Here is a 15601-nt window from a genome sequence, read left to right on the forward strand (position 1 = left end):
GCATAGATATCAGTGGAATTTAAAGAAGATGACTCCTGTCGAATACAGAAATCATCTTCTTGATGCCGCCTAACTTTTTTTAAAATGTCCTTTACAAAGGGTACAGATTATTTATGTGAGATCCTTTTTTGTTAGTAAAACAAGGAGAAAGTGATTAAGACAAGAAACAACATTCCATATAGGAGAAGTTGTGCAGTATAACTTCCTTGTATACCAAAAAAAGTATTGGCTTTCTTATACAAATGCAATATGTATTTTATTGGAGCATCTTTGAAAGATTGGTACACAGTGTCTCCTCTTTCTAAGCTTCTTGTTCTTGTTTTTGTTTTTGGGTATAAGGGACATTAATATATCTAGCTACAAATAATAAAACAGCCATAAAGAATACTGGAAATACAGTAGATAAATAAAAGCCATTACTAATTATATTTGTTATGAGAGCACTCAAAAGAAAAATAGCATTATAAATATGGGCAATTTTTTGTTTTAGTTGCACTTGAAATGATTCCATCATAATTTCTAATGCAACAAAAGCAATAATAATAGATAAAAATACAATGTTTGTATTGTAAATGATTAAACAACAGATTAAACCTAAAAAGGCTACGTATTCAATTATAAGAGGTATATTGCGTGGCATACAATTTACCTAACTAAATATGGCAGTGGATTTACTGCATTTGTTTTTTCAAAATTCCATTCTCCATTATGTAATTCAAAATGAAGATGCTGCCCGTATGAATGACCTGTGTTTCCCATATGACCTATTAATTGTCCAGTTTGTACTTGATCACCAGCTTGTACAGTGCGATCCTTCATATGAGCATAAACAGTTGTATATAATTTCCCATTGATTTGATGTGCAATGAAAACAACATTGCCATAGCTAGCTGAATAATAAGATTTCACAACTTTACCTGCAGCAGCAGCTTGGATAGAGACGTTTCCTGGAGCGGCAATATCTATACCATAATGCATTTGTTCCCAGCGTATATCAAAGGTTGAGCTAATTCTTCCTTGAGCAGGGAATTTGAAAGCAGCTGGAATTGATGAAGGTTGATCTGTTTTAGCTTGTGGTTGATTTTGTACTACATAGTGTTTTGCTACATATCCGTATCCTGTGCCAAAACGAATTTTATACCAAGTACCTACAGTTTCTACTACTTGTACTTGTGTACCGTTTTGTAATGAACCGAGTAGAGCGCTACTTGTACTAGCGGTGCTACGTACATTTAGATTAGGTGTTGCAACAGTATATTTTGTATTATTTTGAACGGTGATTCCTTTTACTAAGGGTTGTGAACCATTAGAGATGAATGCTTTTTGTACGTAACCTGTTTGGCCATTATGTGATATTTTATACCATTCGCCTTGATCTTCTTGAACGGTAATAAACTTACCATTTGGTAATACATCTAAAATGGAAGATTCTAAATTAGGTTCAGAGCGAACGTTTAATGCATTAGCATTAACGATGTATTGATCATTAGATTGAAGTTTGTTTTTTAGTAAAATAGCATCTTTTTGTACATAACCTACTTTATTATGAACAGATACTTTATACCAACCATTAGTTGTTTCAAGGATGTTCACTTTTGTATTAAAGCGAATTGTATCAATTGATGTGCTTTTTACGTTATCTTCTGTATGTAATGCTACTTGATCGACTTTGACATACCCAGTTTTAATATTAGATAATTGTTCAGCGTTTGCTTTTTGTACATTTGTTTCACCCATAGAAGGAAGTAAAGAAGCAATCGCTACAGTAGTTGCTGTTAAAGCAGTAGCTTTCATATTCATGGAATAGAGACCTCCTCTAGTTGTATAGTTGTAATTTTATTATAGTATAAAGATATAATATAGTGGGGGTATTCACATAAATGTAATATGAAATCAATATAAAAATAAATTTTTTGAGGATAATGATTCCTTTTTATACAATTAATTGGGGTTTTATTTTCTAAAATAGAATGTATGTATTGTATAATTTTGATATTATGTTGATAATTAAGAAAATTAAAAAAGTTGATGATGTCTTATTAGGGTGTTATACTGACAGTGATAATTTTATAGTTTGCTAGGAGAGCTGGTGTTGCCAGCTGAGAGTAGGCCGTAAGCCTTTGATCCTTTTTATTACCTGATCTAGATTATGCTAGCGTAGGGAAGCAATTCGGACACTAACAATGAGTCCCCGTTTCTTTGCGTATAGAAACGGGGCTTTTTTATTTGAAAATTTCATATTGAAACCACTAGGGGTGCTTGACTTGCTGAGAGAGGAATAATCCTTAACCCTTACAACACCTGATCTAGGTAATACTAGCGAAGGGAAGTGGAACATCGAATAAATGTATAACTTTATTTGCTGTAACCACTTCTTATATATAGAAGTGGTTTTTTATTTAGATACATATATTGAAAGGGGATAGAGAAATGAAATTTTGCGATAGATTATTAGAAACTGTGCAACCGGTTTGGGAGATGAGTCATAATCATCCGTTTGTAGTGGGTATGGGAGATGGCACGTTAGAAAAAGATAAATTCCAGTATTATATTATTCAAGATTATTTATATCTGCTAGATTATGCAAAGTTATATGCGATTGGTGTTGTAAAAGCAACGAATCCACAAGTAATGGGAAAGTTCGCTGAACAAATTGATGGAATATTAAATGGCGAAATGACAATCCATAAACAATATGCAAAAAGACTTGGAATTTCTATAGAGGAGATAGAGTCTGCGAAACCATCTGCTAAAAATTTAGCTTATACAAATTACATGATGTCTGTATCTCAAAATGGCACATTTGCGGAATTAATAGCAGCGCTTCTTCCATGTATGTGGAGCTATTGGGAAATTGGAAAGCGTTTAAATGATATTCCTGGAGCAAGAGATCATGAGTTTTTTGGTGAGTGGATTCAAGGATATAGTTCGGAAGAATACGGTAATCTTTGTATTTGGTTAATAGATTTATTAAATGAAATGGCAGTTGGAAAGTCTGAGAAAGAACTAGAAAGATTAGAGGAGATCTTCTTATATTCCAGTCGATTTGAATATTTATTCTGGGATATGTCCTATCGTAAGGAGATGTGGGGATTTGAGGAGCAAGAACATACTACAGTTTCATAATGTTTCTTTTCATTACGATGAGAAACCAATCATCCATGAATTAAATGCTTCTATACATGAGAAAGAGTTTGTCAGTATTATCGGACCGAGTGGATGTGGAAAAAGTACTTTATTTCGCCTTATTACAGGTCTAGAAAAGGTAAGTACTGGACAGATAGAACTGACAGAAACAAAGAACCATCCTGTAGGATATATGCCGCAAAAAGATATGCTTTTGCCGTGGAGAACAATTATTGAGAATGCTGCCCTGCCGCTAGAGTGCCAAGGTGTACAGAAGAAAGAAGCAGAAGTAAAGGCAAAGGAACTGTTACATAAATTTGGTTTGCAAGGGTATGAGAAAAAATATCCGAAAGATTTATCTGGTGGTATGAGACAACGTGTATCTTTTATTCGAACTTTATTAACAGGCGGGGAGATATTGCTGTTAGATGAACCATTTAGTGCGTTGGATGCTTTAACGAAGACCTCTTTGCAAGAATGGTTGTTTGAACAATGGCAAGAGTGGGAAAAAACAATTTTATTCATTACTCATGATGTTGAAGAAGCGTTATTTCTTTCAAACCGAGTTTTAGTAGTGGAACAGCAGCCGATAACGACTTTGACTGAGCGGACTGTACCGCTTGATCATAACAGAACACGAAAAGATTTATATAAACCGGAAGTATTAGCGCTGAAAGATGAGCTTCTTAGTATGTTACAAAGGCAGGTACTTGTGTGATGAACCGATTGAAAGAATTAGTTCCTGCTATTACACTTTCTAGTATTTTACTAGCTGTGTGGGAAATAGGAGCAAGAATTGTAGATGAGATGTACATTTTACCGTCACCTTCTGCGATTTTAATGAAGATATGGAAACTAAAAGACATATTATTTACAGTTCATTTACCTGCAACGTTATACGTCGTTTTAATAGGTGTTGTTATCTCTATCGTATTAGGTGTAGGGCTAGCGATGTTAATGAATGCGAGTACATGGATGGAGAGAGCATTTTATCCATTATTAGTTGCTTCACAAACGATTCCGATTACTGCGCTTGCTCCGCTATTTGTTTTATGGTTTGGATATACAATTTGGAGTAAGGTTGTTGTCACAGTTTTAATTACGTTTTTCCCAATTGCGGTCAATACGTATGATGGACTGCGTAGTACGAAAAAAGAATGGGAGGAGCTCTTAGTTACATATGGAGCAACAAAAAGAGATATTTTTCTTAAATTAAAGTTGCCGTCTGCTCTTCCTTATTTTTTCTCAGCTTTAAAAATTGCAGTTCCGCTTAGTGTTATCGGAGCAGCAATTGGAGAATGGCTCGGTGCACAAGCTGGGCTTGGATATTTCAGTAAGAGAATGATGACGCAGTTAGATGGAGCTGGCGTATTTGCACCTATTGTATTGTTATCATTATTAGCTATTTTCTTCGTCGTAATTATTTCCATATTAGAAAAGAAATTCATTAGTTGGAGGAAGCATTCATGAAATTTTTAAAGCGCATCTTTGTGTTTACATTATTAATTGCAATAATTGCAGGATGTTCGAGTAATTCAGCATCAGACAAAAGTAAAAAAGAGAAAGAAATAACAGTCATGTTAGATTGGTATCCAAATGCGGTACATAGCTTTATCTATGCAGCAATTGAAAAAGGATACTTTAAAGAAGAAGGTGTAAAGGTAAATATTAAATTCCCTTCTAATCCGACTGATCCATTAACGCTGGCAGCAGCAGGGAAGGTGACAGTTGGCTTGTATTATCAGCCAGATGTTGTTATGGCGAAAGCGAATGAGCAAATTCCAGTGAAATCAATTGGGGCTGTCGTACGTTCACCATTAAATCATGTTGTATCACTGAAATCAGCGGGCATTCAATCACCGAAAGATTTAGAAGGAAAAACAGTAGGATACTCTGGAACACCATTAAGTGAGATGTATTTAAAAACGATGGTAAAAGAAGCTGGTGGTAATCCTGATACAGTGAAAGTAGTAGATGTTGGCTTTGATTTAGTACCAGCATTAATTACGAAGAAAGTAGATGCGGTAACAGGGGCATACATTAACCATGAAGTACCTGTTATGCGTCATGAAGGCCATGAACCAGCGTACTTTAATCCAGCTGATTACGGAGTACCAAACTATCATGAGCTTGTGTTTGTAACAGGTGATAAAACGTTGAAAAAAGATAAAGAGGCGTTGCAAGCTTTCTTACGTGGTACGAAAAAAGGCTATGATTTCATGAAGAAAAACCCAGATGAAGCATTGAATATTTTATTAAATCATCAAGAAAAAGAAAACTTCCCACTTGTGCCAGAAGTTGAAAAGGAAAGTATGAAAATTTTATTAGAGAAGATGGAAACGAAAGATGAGCCATTCTTATCAGATTCAAAAGAATCTTGGGAGAAACAAAATAAGTGGCTGAAGGACAAAGGAATGACGAATGAAACCGTCCCAGCCGATGAATTATTCGAAAATATTTTAAAGTAGGCGAATGAATATGAAAAATGAGCTCCACGTAATCTCAAATGGCCATATGCCATTCGAAGAGTTAGTGAATGTAGCGATGCAAATTGAGAGTGAGATTGATTATTTGCATATTCGTGAGCGTGAGAAGAGTACGAAGGAATTATATGAAGGTGTGGAAAGTCTATTAATGGAGGGCTTTCCAGCTTCTAAAATTGTCATAAACGATCGAATTGATATTGCAATTTTATTAAATATTCCTCGTGTTCAACTAGGATATCGAAGTACAGATGTAAAGTCAGTGAAAGAAAAGTTTTCGTATTTGCATGTCGGTTATTCTGTGCATTCGCTAGATGAAGCAATAGTAGCTTTTAAAAATGGAGCGGATTCACTCGTTTATGGCCATGTATTTCCGACAGATTGTAAAAAAGGTGTGCCAGCGAGAGGGCTTGAAGAAATTTCAGACATTGCAAGGTGTTTATCTATACCGATTACAGCAATTGGAGGAATTACCCCAGAAAACACAGTGGATGTTCTTACTAACGGTGTAAGCGGTATAGCAGTTATGTCTGGAATTGTAAGTAGTAGTAACCCGTATAGCAAAGCGAAATCTTATAAGGAATCAATAAGAAAGTGGGCGGAAAAACATGTGTGAGAAGTATGATGTAGCGATTATTGGTGGTGGTGTAATTGGTAGTTCAGTTGCACATTTTCTAGCAGAAAGAGGACATAAAGTAGCGATTGTGGAGAAGCAAAGTATTGCATCGGAAGCTTCAAAAGCAGCTGCTGGTTTACTTGGTGTTCAGGCAGAATGGGATGCGTATGATCCGCTATTTGAACTTGCTAGAGAAAGCCGAGCTATATTTCCACAACTTGCAGCAGTTTTACGTGAAAAGACGGGTGTTGATATTGGATATGAAGAAAAAGGAATTTATCGTATTGCTCAAAATGAAGATGAGAAGGAAAGAATTCTTCACATTATGGATTGGCAGCAGAAAACAGGTGAAGATTCTTATTTTCTAACGGGAGACCATGTGCGGGAAAAAGAGCCATATCTATCCGAATCTATTATAGGAGCAGTATATTATCCGAAAGACGGTCATGTTATTGCACCAGAGCTTACGAAAGCATTCGCACATTCTGCAGCGATTTCCGGTGCTGATATATATGAACAGACAGAAGTATTTGATATCCGTATTGAAAATAATAAAGTGACTGGAGTTATTACAAGTGAAGGTATTTTCACATGTGAGAAAGTCGTTATTGCAGGAGGTTCATGGAGCACGAAGTTACTCAGTTATTTTCACCGCGATTGGGGTACATATCCAGTTAAAGGAGAAGTGGTTGCGGTAAGAAGTAGAAAACAACTTTTAAAAGCACCTATTTTTCAAGAAAGATTTTACATTACTCCAAAGCGCGGTGGACGTTACGTAATTGGGGCAACAATGAAGCCACATACGTTCAATAAAACTGTGCAGCCAGAAAGTATAACTTCTATATTAGAGCGTGCTTATACAATATTGCCAGCTTTAAAAGAAGCAGAATGGGAAAGCACGTGGGCAGGATTAAGACCACAATCGAATCATGAAGCTCCTTATATGGGAGAGCATGAAGAAATAAAAGGTTTATATGCTTGCACGGGCCATTATCGAAACGGTATTTTATTAAGTCCTATTTCTGGCCAATATATGGCTGATTTAATAGAAGGAAAGCAAGAGAATCATTTGCTAGATTCATTGCTTTCTAGAAGAGTTTAGAAAGGGGATGGAAGTTTGAATTTAAAAATTAATGGTAACCAAATTGAAGTGCCAGCGAGTGTAAAAACAGTAGCTGAGCTACTTACACATTTAGAGCTAGATAACAGAATTGTTGTAGTAGAGCGTAATAAAGATATTTTACAAAAAGATGATCATACAGATACATCTGTTTTTGATGGAGACCAAATTGAGATTGTAACTTTCGTAGGAGGCGGTTGATTATGTTAAACATTGGACCATTTTCATTTCATTCTAGACTTTTATTAGGAACAGGTAAATTCCCTGATTTTGACGTACAGCAAAAGGCAATTGACGTTTCTGAAGCTGAAATTTTAACGTTTGCAGTACGTCGTATGGATATCTTTGATGCAAAGCAACCTAATTTATTAGAGAAACTTGATGTGAAAAAATATACGTTATTACCAAATACAGCAGGAGCAAAAAATGCTGAAGAGGCTGTTCGTATTGCAAAATTAGCAAAAGCTTCTGGGCTTTGTGACATGATAAAGGTAGAAGTTATTGGTGATGATAGAACGTTATTACCTGATCCGGTAGAAACATTAAAGGCATCTGAAATGTTACTGGAAGAAGGATTTATCGTACTTCCGTATACATCTGATGATGTTGTATTAGCACGTAAATTACAAGAGCTTGGCGTGCATGCGATTATGCCAGGAGCATCTCCAATCGGATCAGGACTTGGTATTGTAAATCCATTAAATTTGAGCTTCATTATTGAACAAGCGACAGTACCAGTTATCGTTGATGCCGGTATTGGTAGCCCAGCTGATGCGGCATTTGCAATGGAATTAGGAGCAGATGGCGTGTTATTAAATACAGCTGTATCAGGAGCAAAAGATCCTATTAAAATGGCACAAGCAATGAAATTAAGTATTGAAGCAGGCCGTTTAGGATTTGAAGCAGGTCGCATTGCACGTAAGCGTTGTGCAACTGCAAGTAGTCCTTTAGAAGGAATGAGCGTAGTTGAATAATCGATATTCTCGCCAAGAACTATTTTCTCCAATTGGAGAAGAAGGACAGCAAAAGATAAGAGAAAAGCATGTGCTTATTATCGGTGCAGGTGCATTAGGTAGTGCAAATGCAGAGATGTTTGTAAGAGCAGGTGTTGGCAAGATAACAATTGTTGACCGTGATTATGTAGATTGGAGTAATTTACAAAGACAACAATTGTATGCAGAGAGCGACGTAAAGAATAATCTTCCAAAAGCTATAGCGGCTAAAAAACGTTTAGAAGAGATTAATAGTGATGTAACAATAGAAGCTCTCGTTCAAGATGTAACAGCTGAAGAGCTAGAAGAACTTGTTATAAATGTTGATGTAATTATTGATGCGACTGATAATTTCGAAACGCGCTTTATTGTAAATGATATATCACAAAAATATTCTATTCCATGGATTTACGGTGCATGTGTAGGTAGTTACGGTCTTTCTTACACAATCCTTCCTAGTAAAACACCATGTTTATCATGTTTATTACAGTCGATTCCGCTTGGCGGGGCAACATGTGATACAGCGGGTATTATATCACCTGCTGTATCTCTTGTCGTTTCTCATCAAGTAACAGAAGCTCTTAAACTGTTAGTAGAAGATTACGAATCACTTCGAGATGGGCTTGTATCGTTTGATATGTGGAAGAATGAGTATTCATGTATGAATGTGCAAAAACTTCGCCAGCATAATTGTCCTTCATGCGGAGAGAATGCATTATATCCGTATTTAAATAAAGAAAACACATCAAAAACAGCAGTTTTATGCGGGCGAAATACAGTTCAAATTAGACCACCTCATAAAGATGAAATGAATTTTGAACAATATAAAGAGTTGTTGGAAGGTCGTGTAAATGATTTAAATATAAATCCATATTTACTATCATTTTCTGTTGAAGACAAGAGGTTAGTAGCCTTTAAAGATGGCCGTGTGCTCGTACATGGAACGAAAGATATAAGCGAAGCAAAAACGATTTATCATCGCTATTTTGGATAGAAAAGGATGAGTGGGATGAAAGTGAATAAAGCTTTAACAATTGCAGGGTCTGATAGCGGCGGCGGTGCTGGAATTCAGGCAGATTTAAAAACATTCCAAGAGCTTGGTGTATACGGAATGACGGCTATTACGGCAATTACTGCTCAAAACACGCTTGGCGTTCAAGGGGTATATCCTGTTCCATTAGAAGGTATTACAGAACAGCTGAATTCAATTGGTACGGATGTAACACCAGATGCAGTGAAACTAGGAATGTTATTTAGTAGTGAAATAATTCAAATTGTTGCAGAACAAATTAAAAAGTTTGGCTGGAATAATATTGTGCTAGATCCCGTTATGATTGCAAAAGGCGGTGCATCATTATTACAGCAAGAAGCAGTTCAAGCATTAAAAGAATATTTATTACCAGTAGCAACTGTTATAACACCGAATGTCCCAGAAGCAGAAGTGTTAACTGGGATGGAGATTCATAATGTTGAAGATAGTAAGGAAGCTGCAAAAGTATTGCACGAATTAGGTGCTAAATATGTGCTTATGAAGGGCGGACATGCAGAATATCAAGGTAATGAAGTAATTGATTTCCTCTTTGATGGAGAAGAATTTATTGAGTTTAGAAGCGAGCGAATTCCTTCAAAGCAAACGCACGGAAGTGGGTGCACATTTGCTTCAGCGGTTACAGCAGGACTTGCGAAAGGATACTCAATTGAAGATGCTGTTCAAGAAGCAAAACGATTTATTAGTATAGCAATTGAAGAGCCATTGAATATTGGTAGTGGTCATGGACCAACGAATCATTTTGCGTATAAAGTGAATAGAACGCGTGTATAGATAAGTGAAAAGCCAGTTTTATAACTGGCTTTTTTTCTGTTTACTTTTTCAAAATACAGGAGTAATATATCAGCCAGAATATATTTTTTTGTAAACGCTGAGTCCAATTATATGGAGCGGAGGAACCAATTTGTGCAGTGTCACTAGGGGTGAATCTTTCAAATTTGAAAGTAGGGCTACTCTCAAAGCCCGAATCCGACAGCTAACTTCGTAAGCGTCTTGAGAGAGGACGGTGCCATGATGGATACATCACTTCATCGATCTGATTAGTATAGGGGAATATCAATCTATGTTTGATTTCTTTTATACTAAGGAGGATGAGGTACATGGAACTAACACTTATTTGTGTTGGAGAAGAAAGTAAGGTAAATAGTTTAAGAGATCTAGTTGCATTTCAACATGAGTTAGTTATTTTTACAGCAAATGAAGAGGTAGCGGCTGAAGTTAGGAATTGTGGGTTTGATTGGACTTATAGTTGTAGTAAGGAGCAGGATTTTACTAGTATTTGTGAGTGTATTAAGAAGGTCATTTTACTAGGGGATGAGCTTCCAATCGTTAGTTTCTTCACAGAACACATTCGTTTTTCTTTTCAAGCACCTATTACTGTTGTTACAAGGAATAAACGATATCCAGCGAGGCTCTATGAAACCATTGGAGCTAAGTTTGTCGTGTTTACAAATTGTGATAATATTTCTTTTTTATTTTTTGAATAGGGCGGGGGAAGAAATGATGAAGGTACTATTACTTGGAGATATAGCAAATCGTTGGGCAGTATCGGTAGAGCGAGTTCAAGAATTGGTCCAGATTGATCCCCTTTTTCCAGGGCCATATATTATATTACCATCAAAAGATGCTTTGTATTTAGAGATGGATATTACCGAGTATGAGCAGCTACATGCAGAATTGACACAAGTTTATATTCGTGGGAGAAATTTACGTGCATTTTTACGAGGAGAATAAAGGTTGAATAAAAAAGAGCGAATGCTGAGTGCAACAAGCTATGCACTTCATGTCATTCGCTCTTTTTATTTCATATTTAAAAGGTCATTTTTAAGAAAAGAAAAGAGAAATAAAGAAAATAGATGAAATAACAGTAATAATCTTCAATGTAAGCGTTTAAATGAATGTAAATATTATTATTTTCAGTAATTTACCCCTTTACAAGTGAAATATAGAGGAGTATATTTACTCTCATAAATCATTCATAAAATTTCCAAAAAAACCTAAAATCGCTGAGTTCCAGAAATGGAGCGGGGGAACCAATTTTGTGCATCGTCACTTGGGGTGAATCTTTCAGTTTTGAAAGTAGGGCTACTCTTTAGGCCCGAATCCGACAGCTAACCTCGTAAGCGTTTAGAGAGGAGGTTTACTTTTTGTTGTTCATTTTTTGAACACTGAGTAGAGCTCAGTGTTCTTTTTTAATATTTAAATGGTAAATTTTAACAAAAAGAGAGGGATAGTTATGTTAGATGTTGTAATGGTCGGGATTTTTATTTTATTAGTTGCATCGATGGCAAGTCTTGCAAGTTGGTCAGATAAAGTTGTGAAAGAAGGAAAGCAATCATGATGATTGTCTTATCGGTTATTGTCGCAGCAATTACAGTGTATTTAGTGTATGCATTATTAAATCCAGAGAAGTTTTAATTAGGGGGAATCATTCATTATGATTTGGGTTGCAGTCATTATTACAATGCTCTTGTTTATTTTAGTAGCAAAGCCAACGGGGATTTATTTAGAAAAAGCTTTTCAAGGTAGCAAAACGTTAGATAAAGTATTCGGGCCTTTTGAAAAACTTATTTTTAAAATTACGGGTGTAAAAGCATACAATCAAACGTGGAAACAGTACGCATTATCATTAGTTTTATTAAATGGATTTATGATCGTTGTCGTATACTTCATTTTCAGATTACAAGGTGTGCTGCCACTAAATCCAGCGCATATTGAAGGGATGGAGCCTACGCTCGCTTTTAATACAGCAATTAGTTTTATGGCTGATACAAACTTACAGCATTATAGCGGTGAAAATGGTTTATCTTATTTATCACAATTAATCGGAATTACATTTTTAATGTTTGCGGCACCAGCAACGACATTAGCGCTCGTTATGGCTTTTATAAGAGGACTTGCTGGAAAAGAACTTGGTAACTTTTTCGTTGATTTTACGAGAGCGTTAACGAGAGTGTTTCTTCCTATTGCATTTATTGCGGCACTAGTTTTTGTCGCACTTGGCGTACCGCAAACGTTAGATGGGGCGGTTACAGCACAAACGATTGATGGGGCAAAGCAAAGTATATTACGTGGACCTGTTGCATCATTCGTTTCCATAAAGGAACTTGGAAATAACGGCGGTGGATTTTTCGGAGCGAACTCTACGCATCCTTTTGAAAATCCAGGACAAATGAGTAATATTTTGCAAATGATGCTTATGATGTTATTACCAACAGCACTTCCATTTACGTACGGGCGAATGGTAGGAAATAAAAAACAAGGTCGCATCCTTTTCGTATCACTTTTTATGGTGTTTTTACTAGGATTTATAACGATTACGACATCTGAACTAAATGGGAATCCGGCATTAAATGGAATGGGTATCGAACATGTACAAGGAAGTACAGAAGGGAAAGAAGTACGATTTGGAACAGTATTTTCTTCACTATACGCAACGGTAACGACAGCTGCTGAAACAGGCGCTGTTAATACGATGCATGATACGTTAACACCAATTGGCGGTTTAGTTCCGCTTGTAAATATGATGTTAAATACTGTGTATGGTGGCGTTGGAGCAGGTTTTGTAAACATTATTATGTATGCAATTATCGCGGTGTTTATATCTGGGTTAATGGTTGGACGGACACCAGAGTTTTTAGGTAAAAAGATTGAAGGTAAGGAAATGAAATTAATCGCGGTCACGATTTTATTTCATCCATTGCTCATTTTAGGATTTTCGGCATTAGCTCTTTCAACAAATTTAGGGACGGATGCTATTTCTCATTCCGGTTTCCACGGTTTGACGCAAGTGGTATATGAATATACATCGTCAGCTGCGAATAACGGATCTGGATTTGAAGGATTAGGAGATAATACACCGTTTTGGAATATTACGACTGGTTTAGTTATGTTTTTAGGACGTTACTTCAGTTTAATTACGATGCTAGCTGTGGCAGCTTCATTGAAAGAAAAAACGGTAGTGCCAGAAACAGTCGGAACGTTCCGTACAGATAATAGTTTATTTGGTGGCATCTTCATTGGAACAATTGTAATTGTCGGTGCATTAACATTCTTCCCGATGTTAGTACTCGGTCCAATTGCAGAATTTCTTACATTGAAGTAATGGAGGGTAAATGATGAGACCGGTAGTAGTAAAAGAAAAACAATTAAATGAGTCACAAATACATGCTGTAGAAGATGAAGTTAGACAAGCGAAAACGATGGATCGTGATATCGTAACACATGCGATGAAGCAATCCGTTGCGAAATTGAATCCGAAAGTCATGATAAAGAATCCGATTATGTTCGTTGTGGAAATTGGATTTATCATTACGTTCATTTTATCTTTTCTTCCAAGCAGTTCTAGTAGTATACCAGGATGGTTTAATATAACAGTTTCTCTCATTCTATTATTTACAGTTTTATTTGCGAATTTTGCAGAAGCATTAGCAGAAGGTCGTGGTAAAGCGCAAGCCGATTCTTTAAAGCAGTCGAAGAAAGATGTGTTTGCAAATGTAGTAAAAGAAAATGGAGACATTGTCCAAGTTTCAGCAACTGATCTTAGAAAAGGTGACGTTGTTATCGTAAAACAAGGAGAAATGATTCCAAGTGATGGCGAAGTAATCAAAGGATTAGCATCTGTAGATGAATCTGCAATTACAGGTGAATCAGCTCCTGTTATAAAAGAAGCAGGCGGTGATTTTTGTTCCGTAACAGGTGGAACGATGGTCGTAAGTGATGAAATTACAATTGTCATTACGAGTAATCCTGGTGAATCATTTATCGATAAAATGATTTCTTTAGTAGAAGGAGCTGCTCGTCAAAAAACGCCGAATGAGATTGCTTTAAATACAGTATTAACGAGCTTAACTCTTATTTTCTTGATCGTCGTTGTGACGTTGCCGATTTTTACAAATTATTTAGGTTTTCAAATTGATACTGCTGTACTTGTAGCGTTGTTAGTATGTTTAATTCCAACGACAATTGGTGGTTTGCTATCAGCGATTGGTATTGCGGGGATGGATCGGGTGACAAAATTTAACGTGCTAGCGATGTCAGGGAAAGCAGTAGAAGCTGCGGGCGATATTAATACAATTATTTTAGATAAAACAGGTACAATTACTTTTGGGAACCGAATGGCTCATACATTATTACCTGTAGGAAATGAAACGATTGAGCAAGTTGGAAAGTGGGCCGCTATTAGTTCTGTTTTAGATGAAACACCAGAAGGTCGATCTGTTATCGAGTATGTGCAGGGAAAATCTATATCATATAATAGAGAACTTGCAGAACAAGGTGAGTTTGTTCCGTTTAAAGCAGAAACGAGAATGAGTGGTGTTGATTTACAAGACGGAACGAAAGTGAGAAAAGGTGCTGTAGGTGCCGTTATTGAATGGGTTGAGTCACAAGGCGGAACAATTCCGAAAGATGTAAATCAAAAAGCAGACTTAATTTCAAAAGAGGGCGGAACACCACTTGTAGTTGCAGTAGATAATCGTATTTACGGTTTAATTTATTTAAAGGATACAGTAAAACCGGGTATGCGTGAGCGTTTTGAACAGTTACGCCAAATGGGGATTAAAACGGTTATGTGTACAGGTGATAATCCGTTAACAGCAGCAACCATTGCAAAAGAAGCTGGAGTAGATGAATTCGTTGCCGAGTGTAAACCGGAAGATAAAATTGCTGTCATTAAAGCAGAGCAAGATAAAGGGAAACTTGTAGCGATGACAGGTGATGGTACAAATGATGCTCCAGCATTAGCACAGGCGGACGTTGGATTAGCGATGAACAGTGGTACGACAGCAGCGAAAGAAGCGGCAAACATGATTGATCTAGACTCGAATCCAACGAAAATTATTGAGGTTGTAGGAATCGGTAAGCAATTGTTAATGACGCGAGGTGCTTTAACGACGTTTAGTATTGCGAATGATATAGCAAAATATTTTGCAATCATTCCAGCAATGTTTACACTTGCGATTCCGCAAATGGAGGCATTGAACATTATGAAATTAACATCACCACTGTCAGCTATTTTATCAGCATTAATATTTAACGCTGTTATTATTCCATTACTCATTCCGTTAGCGATGAAAGGTATCGCATATAAACCGATGAGTTCTAATGCATTGCTTAGCCGAAACTTACTTATTTATGGGCTTGGTGGAGTTATCGTTCCGTTCATTGGAATTAAAGTAATTGATATAATTGTCGGCTTGTTCATATAAGGAAGAG

Annotated in this window: 20 protein-coding genes and 4 riboswitches; of the genes, 18 read left to right on the top strand and 2 right to left on the bottom strand. The window is 36.4% G+C overall.

Annotation, left to right across the window (positions count from 1 at the left end; all coding sequences use genetic code 11):
* Positions 1 to 73: IS3 family transposase (locus tag MR112_RS28925; protein WP_333563856.1), on the top strand; the 73-nt coding region annotated here is incomplete at its 5' end.
* A gap of 228 nt (positions 74 to 301) precedes the next feature.
* On the opposite strand, the gene MR112_RS19640 is transcribed toward MR112_RS28925, so the two are convergent.
* Both MR112_RS19640 and MR112_RS19645 read right to left on the bottom strand, forming a co-directional pair.
* Entirely contained in the window at positions 302 to 640 is a 339-nt protein-coding gene (locus MR112_RS19640) for a hypothetical protein (RefSeq protein WP_174767230.1), read from the bottom strand.
* A gap of 5 nt (positions 641 to 645) precedes the next feature.
* Entirely contained in the window at positions 646 to 1800 is a 1155-nt protein-coding gene (locus tag MR112_RS19645; RefSeq protein WP_001056037.1) for an SH3 domain-containing protein, read from the bottom strand.
* Between the two features lie 269 nt (positions 1801 to 2069).
* Positions 2070 to 2181, top strand: a riboswitch (TPP riboswitch).
* A gap of 60 nt (positions 2182 to 2241) precedes the next feature.
* A riboswitch (TPP riboswitch) is annotated at positions 2242 to 2345 on the top strand.
* An 85-nt stretch (positions 2346 to 2430) separates the two neighbouring features.
* On the opposite strand from MR112_RS19645, the gene tenA reads away from it, so the two are divergent.
* The 17 genes from tenA to kdpB all read left to right on the top strand — a co-directional run bounded on the left by tenA (position 2431) and on the right by kdpB (position 15594).
* Positions 2431 to 3126 carry a thiaminase II gene (tenA, locus tag MR112_RS19650; RefSeq protein WP_000666821.1) on the top strand — a complete coding sequence of 232 codons (696 nt, stop codon included), beginning with the start codon at positions 2431 to 2433 and terminating at the stop codon, positions 3124 to 3126.
* Complete coding sequence (locus MR112_RS19655; RefSeq protein ID WP_001256797.1) at positions 3095 to 3844, top strand: ABC transporter ATP-binding protein; 750 nt, start codon at positions 3095 to 3097, stop codon at positions 3842 to 3844. The genes tenA and MR112_RS19655 overlap by 32 nt, the downstream gene beginning before the upstream one ends.
* On the top strand, positions 3844 to 4596 hold the full coding sequence (locus MR112_RS19660; protein ID WP_001080853.1) for an ABC transporter permease: 753 nt from the start codon (positions 3844 to 3846) through the stop codon (positions 4594 to 4596). Before MR112_RS19655 ends, MR112_RS19660 begins: the two co-directional genes overlap by 1 nt.
* On the top strand, positions 4593 to 5594 hold the full coding sequence (locus tag MR112_RS19665) for an ABC transporter substrate-binding protein (protein ID WP_000670415.1): 1002 nt from the start codon (positions 4593 to 4595) through the stop codon (positions 5592 to 5594). The genes MR112_RS19660 and MR112_RS19665 overlap by 4 nt, the downstream gene beginning before the upstream one ends.
* 10 nt (positions 5595 to 5604) lie before the next feature.
* Entirely contained in the window at positions 5605 to 6225 is a 621-nt protein-coding gene (gene tenI, locus MR112_RS19670; protein ID WP_000787170.1) for a thiazole tautomerase TenI, read from the top strand.
* Complete coding sequence (gene thiO, locus MR112_RS19675; protein ID WP_000333312.1) at positions 6218 to 7327, top strand: glycine oxidase ThiO; 1110 nt, start codon at positions 6218 to 6220, stop codon at positions 7325 to 7327. The genes tenI and thiO overlap by 8 nt, the downstream gene beginning before the upstream one ends.
* 15 nt (positions 7328 to 7342) lie before the next feature.
* Positions 7343 to 7546, top strand: a complete 204-nt coding sequence (thiS, locus tag MR112_RS19680; RefSeq protein ID WP_001049502.1) for a sulfur carrier protein ThiS — start codon at positions 7343 to 7345, stop codon at positions 7544 to 7546.
* A gap of 2 nt (positions 7547 to 7548) precedes the next feature.
* Positions 7549 to 8319 (top strand): thiazole synthase, encoded by a 771-nt coding sequence (gene thiG, locus MR112_RS19685; RefSeq protein ID WP_000931981.1) that lies wholly within the window; start codon positions 7549 to 7551, stop codon positions 8317 to 8319.
* Complete coding sequence (gene thiF / locus MR112_RS19690) at positions 8312 to 9331, top strand: thiazole biosynthesis adenylyltransferase ThiF (RefSeq protein WP_001065417.1); 1020 nt, start codon at positions 8312 to 8314, stop codon at positions 9329 to 9331. The genes thiG and thiF overlap by 8 nt, the downstream gene beginning before the upstream one ends.
* Positions 9332 to 9346: 15 nt before the next feature.
* A complete protein-coding gene (gene thiD, locus MR112_RS19695) occupies positions 9347 to 10159 on the top strand; it encodes a bifunctional hydroxymethylpyrimidine kinase/phosphomethylpyrimidine kinase (protein ID WP_211477931.1) in 813 nt (270 codons plus the stop codon).
* A gap of 85 nt (positions 10160 to 10244) precedes the next feature.
* A riboswitch (cyclic di-AMP (ydaO/yuaA leader) is annotated at positions 10245 to 10392 on the top strand.
* Between the two features lie 93 nt (positions 10393 to 10485).
* The gene (locus MR112_RS19700; protein WP_000424087.1) at positions 10486 to 10872 is read left to right on the top strand and encodes a hypothetical protein; all 387 of its coding nucleotides are present in this window, start codon (positions 10486 to 10488) and stop codon (positions 10870 to 10872) included.
* A 13-nt stretch (positions 10873 to 10885) separates the two neighbouring features.
* Positions 10886 to 11119: a hypothetical protein gene (locus tag MR112_RS19705; RefSeq protein WP_002025339.1), complete on the top strand. Its 234-nt coding sequence runs from the start codon at positions 10886 to 10888 to the stop codon at positions 11117 to 11119.
* Positions 11120 to 11122: 3 nt separating this feature from the next.
* Positions 11123 to 11245, top strand: a complete 123-nt coding sequence (locus MR112_RS28790; RefSeq protein WP_001034421.1) for a hypothetical protein — start codon at positions 11123 to 11125, stop codon at positions 11243 to 11245.
* Positions 11246 to 11379: 134 nt separating this feature from the next.
* Positions 11380 to 11525, top strand: a riboswitch (cyclic di-AMP (ydaO/yuaA leader).
* A 96-nt stretch (positions 11526 to 11621) separates the two neighbouring features.
* Complete coding sequence (locus MR112_RS19710) at positions 11622 to 11726, top strand: SipW-dependent-type signal peptide-containing protein (protein WP_000887894.1); 105 nt, start codon at positions 11622 to 11624, stop codon at positions 11724 to 11726.
* Positions 11726 to 11803 (top strand): K(+)-transporting ATPase subunit F, encoded by a 78-nt coding sequence (gene kdpF, locus MR112_RS19715; protein WP_223153441.1) that lies wholly within the window; start codon positions 11726 to 11728, stop codon positions 11801 to 11803. The genes MR112_RS19710 and kdpF overlap by 1 nt, the downstream gene beginning before the upstream one ends.
* Before the next feature lie 19 nt (positions 11804 to 11822).
* A complete protein-coding gene (kdpA, locus tag MR112_RS19720) occupies positions 11823 to 13490 on the top strand; it encodes a potassium-transporting ATPase subunit KdpA (RefSeq protein WP_000638328.1) in 1668 nt (555 codons plus the stop codon).
* Between the two features lie 13 nt (positions 13491 to 13503).
* Positions 13504 to 15594 (top strand): potassium-transporting ATPase subunit KdpB, encoded by a 2091-nt coding sequence (gene kdpB / locus MR112_RS19725; protein WP_001248003.1) that lies wholly within the window; start codon positions 13504 to 13506, stop codon positions 15592 to 15594.
* Positions 15595 to 15601: the final 7 nt, after the last annotated feature.

The organism is Bacillus cereus group sp. BfR-BA-01330, assembly GCF_022663885.1.
GTDB lineage: Bacteria > Bacillota > Bacilli > Bacillales > Bacillaceae_G > Bacillus_A > Bacillus_A cereus.